The organism is Mycobacterium sp. 3-98 (assembly GCF_035918355.1).
Classification (GTDB): Bacteria; Actinomycetota; Actinomycetes; order Mycobacteriales; family Mycobacteriaceae; genus Mycobacterium; species Mycobacterium intracellulare.
The window spans coordinates 5367449-5380620 of the sequence record NZ_CP142360.1; the positions used below are offsets into that span (position 1 = coordinate 5367449).

Here is a 13172-nt window from a genome sequence, read left to right on the forward strand (position 1 = left end):
GGTGCTGCTGTCCCTTACTTGAAGTTACCTATGGAAAAATTGTGTGATTCCTGAAAGCTCAGTGTCAACCGTCTGTTAGTAGTCTGCCAGGCATCGGCGCGTTGCCTTGAGACGGATCGGCCTTTTCGCAGGCCGCGCCGTGCATAGACTCGAAGAATGAACCTCGCCAAAAGCATCGTGTCGGCGGCGACCGCTCCCGCGCGGGTCGGTCTGGCCGCGGCGGATGCGGGTCTGGGCGTGGCAAGCGCGGCCGTTGGCGTGGCGAAGCGGGCTTTGGGCGAGAACGGGTCCGCCGGCACCAACCCGATGACGTCGATGCTGGGTCTCGACGACGCGCTCGTGCGCGCCAACCGGCTGGCCAGGCTGCTCGACGACGACGCCCCGCTGGGTCGGGCGGTGGCCCCGGACGGGCCGCTCGATCGGTTGCTCCGCCCGGGTGGGGTCGTCGACATGCTGACCTCGGAGGGCGGCCTGCTCGACCGGCTGACCGCCGAGGGCGGCGCCTTGCAGCGCACGCTGCAGCCGGGCGGGCTTGCCGATCAGCTGGTCGCCGAGGACGGATTGATCGAACGCCTGCTGGCCGAGGACGGGCTGGCCGACCGCCTGCTCAGCGAAGGCGGCCTGGTCGACAAGCTGACCGCCAAACACGGGCCGCTGGACCAGCTCGCCGACGTCGCCGACACCCTGGCGCGGCTCACCCCGGGGATGGAGGCGCTCGAGCCCGCCATCGCCACCCTGCAAGACGCCGTCATCGCGCTCACCATGGTGGTCAACCCGCTGAGCAACATCGCGGATCGGATCCCGCTGCCGGGGCGCCGGCGGCCCTCGTCACGGGCGGTGCGCTCGGCGCGCGTGATCGACACCGACCAGTGACCGGTTAGGCCTTTACGCCGTAAGTGTCGGCGGTGTGATTGTTGGCATGCGTTGGTGCAGAACACCTTTCGCCGACGGCCGTCGAAATCGACTCCGCACCTGCGACAAACCGTGGACATAAGGCGACGCTATCGGTGAGTACCGACAGGAATGGAGCCGCGTGAGAGACTCGAACTCTCGACATCCGCTTTACAAGAGCGACGCTCTACCAACTGAGCTAACGCGGCCTGGGTGGCTCGACAAGCCACGACGATTCTACGGCAGGGGTGATGCCGTCCGAGCTACGCGTCGACTCGAGCCGGCGGAGGTGCGGGTGTAGGGCGGGAGCCCGCGAAACGGAGCGCTTTGGTAAGCGCTCAATCCTGCGTTGGCGCGCTCAACACGCCCTGCCATCGCCGTGGTCGTCGTCCTCCTCGTCGCCCCAGTAGGCCCATTCGGGAAGCGGCGTGTTGGGCATGGCGCCCAAAGCGGATGCCTCATACCCGGGTTGACCACCGGGTCCCTTCCACCGCGGATCCAGTCTGTTCGCGCGTGAACGTCTGACCCCGCGGGTGATCACAGCGACGGTGCCTCCGACGACGAAGGCGATCAGGGCGACTTTCAGAACCAGAAATAGCAGGGTCACGGTTGCATGCGCTCCACACTGCGTTGAGGTAACACCCTGCAGGGCAACGGGTCTCGATCCGACGCGGGATGGCGTCCCGTCCGGCTCACGGGTGGCCCGGAAGGTTGTCCAGATCTCCCTGGATGTCCCGCAGTTTTCCTTCGATGGCCTGCAAATCGGAGAGGGCATCCTGATAGGACGGCTGCATCTCGTTTGAGGCAGAGGGTAGGGACTGGGGGCAGTACGCGACGATGGCGCCCGCGGTGACATGGGTGCTTTGATCGGCGTCCCAGATCGACGATCGCTGCACGAACCCGACCGCGTCGGAAAAGTTGTGTTGGTGCGCCAGGAAGTCGCAGACGGCGTGCCCCTGGGCCATCACGTAATCCTCGCTGGGAATCGGCACGCCTTCGTGCTTCAACGCGGCGATGAACGCCGTGTCGGCTACGCCAATCCGCGGGGCGGGTGCGGGGGGAGCCATGCGAGCGGGTGGCGACGCGACCGGTCGACTGGGTGACGACGCGGCCGGCGGCGGGGCTTCCGTCGACTGCGCCGATGAATCCTGGTGGCGGACGGCGAATATGGCGATCGCGGCGGCGGCGATCGCCACCAGTGACAGCGGCAACGCCGCCACCAGGCCCAGCCGGCGCAGCACGCCGCTGGGCCTCAGGAGCGTGACCGTGTCGTGCCGGCGCCGGGCGGCGGCGACCGCCGGGGTTTCGGGGGCGCTGGGCGCGTTCACGAGCGTCGCCCCGGTGCTGTGGGCCAGGAGCTCGTCGAGCAGTTCGTCGACCTCTTGGGACGACGGCTGGCCACCCTGCTCGCGGATCGATCGTCGCCCAAGGGCGATGCGCCGCAGTTCTGAGTCGATCGTCTCGCGGTCGCGCATATCAACCAGTTTGAGCCTTCATCGGCATTGATGTCACGCGCTCGGATGCGACAGACTCGCTGTGAGGCGAACCAGCCGGAGCCGTGGGGGATCGAGGCGATGGACGGATGTGATCACTGTGGGCCGTAACCGACGCGCCGCGCCGCTCGTCCTCGCCGCGATCATGGTCGCGCTCGCCGGTTGTTCGGCGTCGCATCCCAAAAATGCCTCCCCGGCGGCCACGACGACGTCCGCCACCGCGGCGCCGACCCGGGTGGTGCCCGTGGATTCCGGGACGCCCGGCGGCGCGCAGCCGCCGCTGGCGGCGGATCCCGTGCAGCTGGCCGACGACCTCGTCGCCGACGAGCGCGCCCTGCGCGACCCGGGGACCGCGGAGCCGACGCTGACGGCGGCGGCACACCGCGAGCAGGCGGCCTACCGGGCCATCGCACGCCATCCCGAATGGGACGCGACGACGCGCCCGCGCATCCCGGCAGAGCTGGCCGAGGTGTACGACCGCAACGTCGACGCCCGTCGGCAACTCATCGCGCTGACCCCGGTGCGAGACACCCTGCCGGCGTGGCGCATCGAGCCGCCGGCCCCGGCCGACGAGCTGCTCAGCGACTACCACCAGGCGGAGTCCGAATCCGGCGTCGGCTGGAACTACCTGGCCGCAATCAACTTCATCGAGACCCGTTTCGGCAGCATCGTGGGCGCGAGCACCGCCGGGGCACAGGGCCCCATGCAGTTCTTGCCGTCGACGTTCGCCGGTTACGGACAGGGCGGCGATATCCACTCCCCGCGCGACAGCATCCTGGCGGCGGGCCGCTACCTGGCCGCCAACGGCTTTGCCAACGATCGGGATCGCGCCATCTACGGCTACAACCACGCCGGCGAATACGTGCGCGCGGTCGACCAATACGCGGCGCTGATCGCGGCCGATCCGGCCACGTTCACCGCGTACTACCGGTGGGACGTCTATTGCCGCACCACCGCGGGCGACGTCGTGCTGCCCATCGGCTACGACGCGTCGTCACCGATCCCGGCCGCGGACTACGTGGCGGCCCACCCGCAGTAATACGCGCTCAGTACAGGGGCACCCAGACACCGAAGAACCAGTAACCCCAACCGCCGTACTGCCAGTTGAAGACCGGGACGACGGTAAAGGTGTTGTAGTTGAACGGTCCGAAGTCCGCCCGGGCCACCAGCACGTCACGCGGCGGTCCGGCCCACGGCCGGTTCCACCCACCCGGAGGCGGCGGACCGTTCCAGCCCCCCGGGGGCGGCGGGCCCACCCAGTGCGGCGGCGGGTGGCCCGGCGCCGGGCCGTCGTTCCAGCCGTAGTTGTGCGGGCGCGGCGGCGGGGGTGCCCCGTGGCCCACGACGCTGAAGCCGGTGTCGAGACCCACCGGCCCGCCGATCTCGGCGTTGCCGCTGGCATACACCCCGCGCGGCGGAATGTACGGCGGGTGCGGCGGCTGCGTGCTCGGGGGGTTGAGCGAGGCGTACCGCTGCCGCTCGTTCCCCGGCGGATTCTGCGTGTTCGCCGGGGCGTTGGTCTGCCCGCCCTGCGGCGGGTTCTGACCGGGCTCATTTGGCGGGGTGTTCTGCCCCGGCTGCGGCGGGTATTGACCGCGCTCATTCGGCTGCGGGGCGTTCTGCCCGCCCTGTGCCGGCGGGCCGTTCTGGCCGCCCTGCGCCGGCGGGCCGTTCTGGCCGCCCTGCGCCGGCGGACCGTTCTGGCCACCCTGCGCCGGCGGACCGTTCTGGCCACCCTGCGCCGGCGGACCATTCTGCCCACCCTGCGCCGGCGGGCCGTTCTGCCCACCTTGCGCCGGCGGACCGTTCTGCCCACCTTGCGCCGGCGGACCATTCTGGCCACCCTGCGCCGGCGGACCATTCTGCCCACCCTGCGGCGGGGTGTTCCCCCCGCCCTGCTGACCGCCGTGGCCGCCGGGCTGTCCACCCGGGCCGCCCGGCGCGCCGCCCGGGCCGCCGGGGTTGCCGCCCCCGCCGCCGCCACCACCGCCACCGCCGTGGCAGCCCGGGCAGGGCGGAGGCGGGTCAAGTGGCGCGGAGTAGGCCGTCCCGGCGTTCAGGGTGGCCATGGAGATGCTCAGGCCGGCGGCCACCGCGGCAGCGCCGACGACACGTTTCATAGACATAGCTGCGTTCCCCTCGGGTGTCGATGGCCTGCGCTACGGGCAGGTGACGTCCAACTCGAATGACTTGGTTACCTGCTGCGGTTGCTGCGGGTTGCTCATGTCGACACCCGTAGCGGTGCCCTTGATCGCCCACGTCTTGCCGTTTACCGCGGCCCCGGCACTGCCGCCCTGGTTGGGCGCGGCGTCGGAGAAACCGAGCGCGACCCCGTTGACGGTGCCCAGCCCGACCGAATGGACCAGGGGCGGATTGCCATTGCTGACCACGGCGCCGAGCCCGGCGGTGGGGTCGCCGATGCCGATGTTGGTGTTGTCCCCCGCGGCGGTGCAGGTGACCTGCCCGCTGACGTTCTGGTTCTGGCCGTCGACGATCACCAGCGGACCTGCCGCACCCGCCGGCGAAGACGAGCCGGACGGCGACGTACCGGACTTGTTGCTCGAACACCCCGCGCCGGCCGCGATCACCAGGGCCACACCGGCAACGCCGGCTACGATCCCACGCTTCACTACTGCTTCCCCTTCGTGTCGCCGGTTCCGCTGCTTCACCATGGCGTCGGTACCCGGTACGTCAGAATTGCAAACGCTACGACACTCACGGGAGAACACGCAGGCCCCACCTGTCCAGCAGCGGATTGATCAGCATGAAATAGGTCGTGTAGTCGTCACCGTCGGGCGAGGACATCAACAGACCGACGGCGCTCACGGTGCCGTCGGGATTCATCACGAAGCCGGGACTGCCGCTGTCGCCGTCCAGGCTGAACACGCTTGCTTCGACCACGTCACCGTCGATGCCTTTGATGGCGCCGCACGTCTCACCCGTCACCGCACCGATCTTGCAGAACGGCATACCGGGTTGAATCTGCGCGTGGCTCAACACATCCCGAACCTGATACCTGCCGGCTATGTCGCCCACCGGCATGCCGATGCTCGGCTCGAGGCGGATGATCGCGGCGTCCCGCTTGACCCCTTCATGCTCGCTGGCCGAGATCTTGCCGAGCGGAGCATCGTTGCCGTACGTCCACTCCGCGCCATCGTGCGAGTCGCAGTGCCCGCTGGTCATCAGGTAGTAGCTGCCGTCGGCGCCCTGTGCCGCGAAACCCGCTGTGCACCTGCCGGATTCATGATCGACTCCCATGCCCGGTGCCGGGGGCGGCGACGGCAGGGCCGGCGGCGGCGCCGCCGCAGCGGTTTTCGCCAGCGTCGTCGCGGCCACCAGCACGGCCCCAACGAGTCCCAGCCCCCGCAACCACGGCATGTTCACGCCGTCCCCCTCCGTTTGTGCCGGGCAGATAGTAACAGCGCCACTCGCCTCGAATGCGCTGGCGGCCAGCCGGTTCCGCGCGGCCGGTTCATCCGGCGTCGACGTGCCGGGCAAGGAAGTCCAGCACGGCGCCAGCGAAGATGTCGTTGCGATCACCGGCGACCATGTGTCCCGCGCCGCGGACATCGGTGAATTCGACTTGGGGAAAACGCGCCAGGAATTCGTCGGCGCGCTCCTGGCTGACGAGGTCGCTCATCTGCCCGCGCACCAGGAGCATCGGCACCCCGCCGCGCAGGATCGCCTCCACGGCCGCGTGCATCCGATCGGGGTCGGTGACCTCGAACGGCGGGAATGCCGCTGTGCCGCTGATGAATTGCGGATCCCAGTGCCAATACCAGCGGTCGCCGCGGCGACGCAGGTTGGTGGTCAGGCCGTCCAGATCGGTCGGTCGCGGCCGATGCGGGTTGTACTCGGCGATCGCGTCGGCGACTTCGTCCAGTGAGCCGAACCCCGATTCCACCCGCTCGGCCATGAAGGCATGGATCCGGTTCGCCCCGGACTGGTCCATGTTCGGGACAATGTCGACCAACACGACCGCGCTCGCGATGCCCGGGGACAGCTCCCCGGCGAGCAGCATCGATGTGAACCCGCCCAGCGAGGCACCGACCAGCACCGGTCGCGGAGGCAGCGTGCGCAGCACCTCTTGGACGTCGCCGGCGAAACTGACGACGCGATAGTCGCCGTCGTCCGACCAGTCCGATTCGCCGTGGCCGCGCAGGTCGACGGTGACGGCCTGCCACCCCCGCGCGGCGACCGCGGCAGCGGCCTTGCCCCACGAACGGCGCGTCTGACCGCCGCCATGCAGGAACACCACCGCGCGCGCATGAGGATCCCCGAGTCGGTCGGCGACGATCTGGACCCCACCGGGACCCCGGATCGTAAACGGTTCAGCTGCCGTGGGCACCAGGTGATACTAAGGCGCCCGCAACCGGCGCCCGCGCTCGCTTGACGCCACTGGTGTGCAGCGGCGTCAATTTAGAGGGCGGGCGGCGCCGCAGCGACGGACCGAAGCGAAGGAGAAGGCATGCATCTCGACGAGTACATGTCGCTGGATGCGACCTCCTTGGCCGAGCTGGTCGAGCGCAAGCAGGTCACCCCGGCCGAACTGCTCACGTTGGCGCGGCAACGAGCGGACGCGGTGAACCCGCACTTGAACGCCATCGTCCGTCGCCTCGACACTGTCGCCGACGCCCGGGCCGCCGATCCGAGCCTGAAGGGCCCGTTCGCCGGCGTTCCCTTCCTGCTCAAAGACCTGGGCCAGGAGTACCGCGGCTTTCCCACGTCGTGCGGATCGCGCTCGCTGGCCAATGAGGTGGCCGACCGGCACGCGCTGATCACGCAGCGGTTTCTGGACGCGGGCCTGGTGATTTTCGGGATGACCAATACGCCCGAATTCGGCGCCAAGGGTGTCACGGAACCCGACTATTGGGGCCCAGCCCGCAACCCGTGGAACATCCGGCACACACCAGGCGGCTCGTCGGGCGGATCCGGTGCGGCGGTGGCCGCCGGCATCGTTCCGGCCGCCGGAGCCAACGACGGTGGCGGGTCGATCCGAATCCCCGCCGCCTGCAGCGGACTCGTCGGCCTCAAGCCCAGCCGGGGCTTGGCTCCCTACGGCCCGCAGACCGGCGAGATGCTGTTGGGGATGGCGACCCAGGGGGTGGTGTCGCGCACCGTGCGCGACAGTGCCGCGCTCTACGACGCGATCGTCGGGCACCATCCGGGTTCCGCTTACCGAGTTGCGTTGCCCCACAAGCCATTCAGCGAGCTCGTGAAGCGTCGTCCGGAGCGGTTGAAAATCGGGTACTCGGCGCGCTCGGCGATCAACCCGCGGCCCAGCGCCGAGGCCGTCGCCGCGGTCGAGAAGACGGCGGTGCTCCTGGGCGAATTGGGCCATCAGGTCGACGAGGTCGCGCCGCCGTACGATGACGCCGCACTGGGCCGTGACTTCCTGACCATCTGGTTCGCACAGCTTCACCACCAGGTCGCCGACATCAAGCGGCGAACCGGCGCCCGCGACAGCGACTTTGAGGCCGACACGTTGGCCGTCAGCGAACTCGGCCGATCCGGTGGTGTCCTGGCGGTCATGTCCGCGCTGGAAAACAGGAACAACTACATCCAGTCCCTGGCCGAGTTTCACGGCGCCTACGACTACTTCCTGACCCCCACTCTGGCGACCCCGCCCCTGGAGGTGGGTGCCACCGCGACGTCGGCGGTGTTGCAGCGCGCGGCCCGAGTGATCAGCAGGCTACGCGCGGGAAAACTCATGGGGCTCAGCGGAATTCTCGACGACCTCATCCAGGAGAGCCTGGGCTGGGTGCCCTACACGCAGCTGGCCAACCTCACCGGGCGCCCAGCGATCAGCGTCCCACTGCATTGGACGCAGAACGGCCTTCCGCTCGGTGTTCAGTTCGTCGGGAAGCTGGGCGCCGACGGCGAGCTCCTCCAGTTGGCCGCCCAACTCGAAGAGGCGAACCCGTGGGCTCACCGATACCCGGCCCCGGGCACGAATTAGCCGCCGCCGTCAGAGGTTTCAGCTGGCGGCTCGGTGCCCTGCTGGCCGCGCTGACCCCGCCACAACCCGGCAAACCGACGGGCGATGTCACCCAGCCGGCCCCCCGCATGTTGGGAAGCTTTGATGCGGCCCAGGGTTTCCCGGCCTTCCTTCGCGTAGTCCTTGACCGATTCGTCGCCTTCCTCGGCGCGCATGTCTGTCCTCCGATCCTGCTCGGTCGCGTTTGTCATTCCGGAATTTGACGCTCGGGCGGTTCCGATGGCGTCAAGCGCTCCGGCGGTTCGGTCGGCGTGAGCCGTTCGGGCGGTTCGGTGGGCGTGAGCCGCTCCGGCGTCTCGCCCGGTGTCCCCGGCTCGGGTGGCTCTGAATCGCCTGGCCGCTTCGCCGAAGGCGGCCTGAGGTCCGTATCGCTCATGCTCAGTCCTTCAATCGGCTCAAACCCGCGTACCCGCCGCACCCGGGCCTCCAAACGCTGCCGGGCTGGAAAAACGCCCGCGGCGCACCGGGTGCCGGGGGCGGCCCGGCCGCTTACACTCCAACCGTGGTAGATCTGGCGCAAACGAGGTCGGCAGTGAAGAAAGTCCCGCTCGGCATCGGAATCGCCGTCGTCGTGTTGCTCGCCGTCTTCGCGATACCGATCAAGCAACGGTGCGGGGCGCCGGGCTACCCGTGCGCGTCGACGCTGGACAACGAGGGCAACACCCACTACTACTACGAGGTCGAACCGGCGGGCGTCTACCTCGCTGAAATCGTCACGGGCACCAACATCACGCTCTTTTACTCCGCGGGCGAGGACCTGGTCAAAGCCCGATAGCACTGCAGGGAGACGACATGCGCATCGGCGCAACTGCCCGGATCACGGCGGCCGTCGGGGTGCTCGCAGCGGCCATGCTGCACCCGAACGCGCCGGCACTCGCCGCCGTGGGCCAACGCCCCTGTAGCGCAAATGCGTTGTGCACCAACGCCCCCGCGGCCGACGGCGGTGACCAGGCCGCCGCCGAGCGTGCGATCATCGACGGCTACGTCAAGAAGCAGGTCGGATGCACGCCGACCATGCCGCCCCACCCGGTGTCCATCGCGTGGGATCCGCCGGGCTTCACGCCGGGAGTCGGCGGATCTGGCCTCATCCACGATTCCAACCCGGCGCTGGGCGGCCAATACCGCGCCGACTACGTCGACGGTCGATGGCGCATCGAGTACCTGTACTGCTGACGGCGACGGTTTGCTGCCGGTCCCGGGCGGTCGGTGCGGTGCCCGATATCCGTGCGGTAACAAGTTCGGCTCGATCCGTCTCGCGCTCGAGACCGGGCGGGGGTCATCCGGGGCGCACACCGGCACCGCCCGACCAAAACAGGCAGGTAGATCGGCGATCGCGACCGCGAATCGCGCCGAGCGGGCCCGCTGATTCCGGTGACGGCGGCCGCCGGCGGGCGCTCTCGATTGGGGCCTTCACAGCTGGCTAACGCATACTTGTCACCATGCTCGAAGCGACATCGCCGCTAACCGCCGTTGCGGGGCCCGGTGATGCGCTGGGTGTGGGCAGAGGTTTGTGATGGCCCGCTCGGGCGGCGCCCATCGCCGTCATCGAGCCGTCCGTCAGCCCTCTCGATTCCGCAAAGGGCTGACGCGCACCCTCGGCGCGCTGGTTTCCGTGGCGGCCGTCGGGCTGACCGGCGCCGGGTACTACGTGGCGCACGGCGCGCTGGGCGGCATCACCGTTTCCAACGCCCTGCAGCCCGACGATCCGCGGTCCAGCGGCGACAACATGAACATCCTGCTGATCGGCCTGGACTCGCGCAAAGATCAGGACGGCAACGACCTGCCGTATTCGATCCTCAAGCACCTGCACGCGGGTGATTCCGACGACGGCGGCTACAACACCAACACGCTGATCCTCGTGCACGTCAGCGCCGACAACAAAGTGGTCGCGTTCTCGATCCCGCGCGACGACTGGGTGCCGTTCACCGGGGTCCCGGGATACAACCACATCAAGATCAAAGAGGCCTACGGGCTGACCAAGCAGTACGTCGCGCAAAAGCTGGCCAACCAGGGGACGAGTAGTCAGAAGGAGCTCGAGACCAAGGGCCGCGAGGCCGGGCGGGCGGCGACCCTGCGCGCGGTGCGCAGCCTGACCGGGGTGCCGATCGACTATTTCGCCGAGGTCAACCTGGCCGGTTTCTACGATCTGGCGCAGACGCTGGGTGGCGTCGAGGTGTGCCTGAACCACGCCGTCTACGACTCGTATTCCGGCGCCGACTTCCCGGCCGGGCGCCAGCGACTGGACGCGTCCGAGGCGCTGTCGTTCGTCCGGCAGCGGCACGGCCTGGAGAACGGCGACCTGGACCGCACCCATCGGCAGCAGGCGTTCATCTCGTCGGTCATGCAGGAGCTGCAGGCCGCGGGCACCTTCACCAACATCGACAAGCTCAAGAACCTGATGGCGGTGGCGCGCAAGGACGTGGTGCTCTCCTCCGGCTGGAATGACGACATGATCCAACGGCTCGGCGGGCTCGCCGGGGGCAACCTGGAATTCCGGACGCTACCGGTGGTGCGCTACGACAACATCGATGGCCAGGACGTCAACATCGTCGACCCGGCCGCGATCAAGGCCGAGGTGGCGGCGGCGATCGGCACCGACGCACCGACCACCGCGCCCACCACCACGGCCGTCAAGCCCGATCCGTCCACCGTCGTCGACGTGGTCAACTCGGGCAGCATGAGCGGGCTTGCCACCGAGGTATCACGCGCGCTGAAGAAGAAGGGCTACACCCCGGGCCAGGTCCGGGACCGCGAGTCCGGCGAGCCGACCACCAGCTCGATCGCGTACGGCGCCGGCGCGCAGAGCGATGCGCGCAACCTGGCCACCATGCTGGGCCTCGACGCTCCCAACCAGCCCAGCCCCGGCGTCCAGCCCGGCCACATCCGGGTGACGGTGGACACCAACTTCTCGATTCCCACGCCGGACGAGACCCAGATGGACGACGTCACGAGCACCAGCACCACCACCACGTCGACCAAGGCCAAGACCTACTACTACAACGGCACCACCACGACGTACCCGACGCCCGATCAGGGAAAGCCGATCGACGGCGGCGGCGTGCCCTGCGTCAACTAGGCCATCAGCTGTGCGTGCCGCCGTCCATGCGGATCTCGGTGCCCGTGATCCAGGCGCCGTCGTCGGATACCAGCATGGCGACCACCCCGGCGACCGCTTCGGGTCCGGCCATTCCCGTGCCGCTGGACTCCGTCGTGGTCGGCAGGACCGGCATGAGCCGCGAGAACAGCGCCCAGTCGGCGTCCTGCGGGATGTATCCGCCGGTGGCATCGGTGATCCCGGACTTGATGCTGCCCGGCGCGACGCACGCCGCGCGCAGGCCCTTCTTGGCGTATTCCAGCGCCAGCGAGTGGGTGAAGGCCTGGATGCCGCCCTTGCTCGCGGCGTAGGCGGCCATGTAGGGATGGGCGAACGAGGCCGACGTGGAGCTGAAGTTCACGATCGCGCTGCGCGGGTTCGCCAACAAGGCCGGCAGCGCCTCGCGCACCACCAGAAACGTTCCGGTCAGGTTGACGCCGACGATTCGGTTCCAGAGTTCGAGGGTGGTGTCGTGAGTGTGCGCGGCCCGCAGGATGCCCGCCGCGTTGACCAGCGAGTCAAGCCCACCCAGCCGCTCGACGGCCAGGCGCACCCCGTCGACCACCGAATCCTCGCTGCCGACATCCATCGGCACGGTGCTCAACCGGTCGGCGGCGCCGGCCTCTTGTGCCCGCGCACGCGTGGTGTCCAGGCCCTCAGCCGCGATGTCGGAGGCCGCGACGGCGGCGCCCTCGTCGAGCAGGCGCAGCGCGGTCGCCTGCCCGATCCCCGACGCGGCGCCGGTCACCAGGATCCGCTTGCCCTCGAGACGCTTCATCGCTTCTCCCGTTCACTAGGCGCGGCGACGGGTCAGGGTGCCACCACCCCGCGCAGCGCTTCCTCGCCGTACATCTGCACCATCATCGACGAGTAATCCGGGCCGCGGCGCAGAATGTGTCCCCCGTCGACGTTGATGCACTGGCCGGTGATCCATGCCGCCGCGTCGCTGAGCAGGAACATGGCCAGGTTGGCCACGTCCTCGACCTCACCCACCCGCGGCAGCGGGGTGCACAGCGCGTAGTCGCCGCTGATCTCGGGTGACTGGATCACGCTCGCGTCGACCAGATCGGTGCGGATCAGGCCCGGCCGGATGCTGTTGACCCGCACCCAGGACGGGCCGAGTTCGTCGGCGGCCAGCATCATCATGTGGTCGATCGCCGACTTGGTGACCCCGTACGGGCCGAACCACCGGTGGGTGTTGCTGGCCGCGATCGACGAGATCCCGATGAACGAGCCGCCCCCGCCGCGCACAAGCTCGCGCCCCACATGCTTGAGCACGTACATGGTGCCGTTGACATTGAGGTCGACGGTGTTTCGCCACGCCTCCGAGTCGGTGTGGGTGATCGGCCCCACGGTCAACGAGCCACCCGCGCAATGCACCGCGCCGTGCAGCCGGCCGTGCCAGGCCGTCGCGGCGTCGACCGCGCGGGCCACCTCGTCCTCGTTCGTGACGTCGGCGGGCTCATAACGAATCGAGCCCTCGCCGGGCAGGGCTTCGATCTCCTTGACGGCCCCGGCGAGTCGATCGGCGTTGCGGCCGACGATCATGACCGAGGCGCCCGCCGCGACCAGCCCGGCGGCCACGCCTTTGCCGATCCCGCTACCCCCGCCGGTGATCAGGTATGTCCGGTCTTGGAAAGAAAGCTGCACGCGAGGCCCTTTCAAACTGGAACAGGTTCTAGCTATAGAAGCATGT

At 69.0% G+C, this 13172-nt stretch carries 15 protein-coding genes and 1 tRNA gene; 6 read left to right on the plus strand and 10 right to left on the minus strand.

Annotated features, from left to right (window positions below; all coding sequences use genetic code 11):
- Positions 1-156: 156 nt before the first annotated feature.
- On the plus strand, positions 157-873 hold the full coding sequence (locus QGN30_RS25185) for a hypothetical protein (RefSeq protein WP_008263798.1): 717 nt from the start codon (positions 157-159) through the stop codon (positions 871-873).
- Positions 874-1024: 151 nt separating this feature from the next.
- Here the strand turns inward: QGN30_RS25185 and QGN30_RS25190 are convergent.
- From QGN30_RS25190 to QGN30_RS25200, 3 genes are all read right to left on the minus strand, one after another.
- Positions 1025-1100: transfer RNA gene (locus tag QGN30_RS25190), tRNA-Thr, on the minus strand.
- A gap of 149 nt (positions 1101-1249) precedes the next feature.
- The gene (locus QGN30_RS25195; RefSeq protein WP_009951978.1) at positions 1250-1498 is read right to left on the minus strand and encodes a hypothetical protein; all 249 of its coding nucleotides are present in this window, start codon (positions 1496-1498) and stop codon (positions 1250-1252) included.
- Between the two features lie 85 nt (positions 1499-1583).
- Entirely contained in the window at positions 1584-2366 is a 783-nt protein-coding gene (locus QGN30_RS25200; RefSeq protein ID WP_014381772.1) for a DUF732 domain-containing protein, read from the minus strand.
- A 163-nt stretch (positions 2367-2529) separates the two neighbouring features.
- On the opposite strand from QGN30_RS25200, the gene QGN30_RS25205 reads away from it, so the two are divergent.
- Positions 2530-3423 carry a lytic transglycosylase domain-containing protein gene (locus QGN30_RS25205; protein ID WP_179293401.1) on the plus strand — a complete coding sequence of 298 codons (894 nt, stop codon included), beginning with the start codon at positions 2530-2532 and terminating at the stop codon, positions 3421-3423.
- A gap of 7 nt (positions 3424-3430) precedes the next feature.
- On the opposite strand, the gene QGN30_RS25210 is transcribed toward QGN30_RS25205, so the two are convergent.
- From QGN30_RS25210 to QGN30_RS25225, 4 genes are all read right to left on the minus strand, one after another.
- Entirely contained in the window at positions 3431-4504 is a 1074-nt protein-coding gene (locus QGN30_RS25210) for an MAP_0585 family protein (protein ID WP_041798340.1), read from the minus strand.
- Positions 4505-4543: 39 nt separating this feature from the next.
- Complete coding sequence (locus QGN30_RS25215) at positions 4544-5014, minus strand: lipoprotein LpqH (protein WP_014379063.1); 471 nt, start codon at positions 5012-5014, stop codon at positions 4544-4546.
- Between the two features lie 85 nt (positions 5015-5099).
- Positions 5100-5768, minus strand: a complete 669-nt coding sequence (locus tag QGN30_RS25220) for a S1 family peptidase (RefSeq protein WP_014710883.1) — start codon at positions 5766-5768, stop codon at positions 5100-5102.
- Between the two features lie 88 nt (positions 5769-5856).
- Positions 5857-6732: an alpha/beta fold hydrolase gene (locus QGN30_RS25225; protein ID WP_029385077.1), complete on the minus strand. Its 876-nt coding sequence runs from the start codon at positions 6730-6732 to the stop codon at positions 5857-5859.
- A gap of 120 nt (positions 6733-6852) precedes the next feature.
- On the opposite strand from QGN30_RS25225, the gene QGN30_RS25230 reads away from it, so the two are divergent.
- Positions 6853-8343 carry an amidase gene (locus QGN30_RS25230; protein WP_009955868.1) on the plus strand — a complete coding sequence of 497 codons (1491 nt, stop codon included), beginning with the start codon at positions 6853-6855 and terminating at the stop codon, positions 8341-8343.
- Here the strand turns inward: QGN30_RS25230 and QGN30_RS25235 are convergent.
- The gene (locus tag QGN30_RS25235; RefSeq protein ID WP_008263776.1) at positions 8340-8537 is read right to left on the minus strand and encodes a hypothetical protein; all 198 of its coding nucleotides are present in this window, start codon (positions 8535-8537) and stop codon (positions 8340-8342) included. The two genes, QGN30_RS25230 and QGN30_RS25235, sit on opposite strands and share 4 nt — an antisense overlap.
- Positions 8538-8914: 377 nt before the next feature.
- Here QGN30_RS25235 and QGN30_RS25240 point away from each other — a divergent pair, with 377 nt between their 5' ends.
- The 3 genes from QGN30_RS25240 to QGN30_RS25250 all read left to right on the plus strand — a co-directional run bounded on the left by QGN30_RS25240 (position 8915) and on the right by QGN30_RS25250 (position 11458).
- A complete protein-coding gene (locus QGN30_RS25240) occupies positions 8915-9157 on the plus strand; it encodes a hypothetical protein (RefSeq protein ID WP_009955870.1) in 243 nt (80 codons plus the stop codon).
- Between the two features lie 17 nt (positions 9158-9174).
- A complete protein-coding gene (locus QGN30_RS25245; RefSeq protein ID WP_009955871.1) occupies positions 9175-9555 on the plus strand; it encodes a hypothetical protein in 381 nt (126 codons plus the stop codon).
- A gap of 340 nt (positions 9556-9895) precedes the next feature.
- Positions 9896-11458, plus strand: coding sequence for an LCP family protein (locus QGN30_RS25250; protein ID WP_248923365.1), 1563 nt, complete (start codon positions 9896-9898; stop codon positions 11456-11458).
- Between the two features lie 4 nt (positions 11459-11462).
- Here the strand turns inward: QGN30_RS25250 and QGN30_RS25255 are convergent, their stop codons facing one another.
- Positions 11463-12254 (minus strand): SDR family NAD(P)-dependent oxidoreductase, encoded by a 792-nt coding sequence (locus tag QGN30_RS25255; protein WP_248923364.1) that lies wholly within the window; start codon positions 12252-12254, stop codon positions 11463-11465.
- 32 nt (positions 12255-12286) lie between these two features.
- Positions 12287-13126 (minus strand): SDR family oxidoreductase, encoded by an 840-nt coding sequence (locus QGN30_RS25260; protein WP_009955875.1) that lies wholly within the window; start codon positions 13124-13126, stop codon positions 12287-12289.
- Positions 13127-13172: the final 46 nt, after the last annotated feature.

Bases quoted from the DNA above. Each gene is read 5' to 3' on its own strand.
- QGN30_RS25245 (WP_009955871.1), top strand. From the start codon at position 9,175: ATGCGCATCGGCGCAACTGCCCGGATCACGGCGGCCGTCGGGGTGCTC.
- QGN30_RS25185 (WP_008263798.1), top strand. From the start codon at position 157: ATGAACCTCGCCAAAAGCATCGTGTCGGCGGCGACCGCTCCCGCGCGG.
- QGN30_RS25255 (WP_248923364.1), bottom strand. From the start codon at position 12,254: ATGAAGCGTCTCGAGGGCAAGCGGATCCTGGTGACCGGCGCCGCGTCG.
- QGN30_RS25230 (WP_009955868.1), top strand. From the start codon at position 6,853: ATGCATCTCGACGAGTACATGTCGCTGGATGCGACCTCCTTGGCCGAG.
- QGN30_RS25205 (WP_179293401.1), top strand. From the start codon at position 2,530: ATGGTCGCGCTCGCCGGTTGTTCGGCGTCGCATCCCAAAAATGCCTCC.
- QGN30_RS25200 (WP_014381772.1), bottom strand. From the start codon at position 2,366: ATGCGCGACCGCGAGACGATCGACTCAGAACTGCGGCGCATCGCCCTT.
- QGN30_RS25250 (WP_248923365.1), top strand. From the start codon at position 9,896: ATGGCCCGCTCGGGCGGCGCCCATCGCCGTCATCGAGCCGTCCGTCAG.
- QGN30_RS25210 (WP_041798340.1), bottom strand. From the start codon at position 4,504: ATGAAACGTGTCGTCGGCGCTGCCGCGGTGGCCGCCGGCCTGAGCATC.
- QGN30_RS25235 (WP_008263776.1), bottom strand. From the start codon at position 8,537: ATGCGCGCCGAGGAAGGCGACGAATCGGTCAAGGACTACGCGAAGGAA.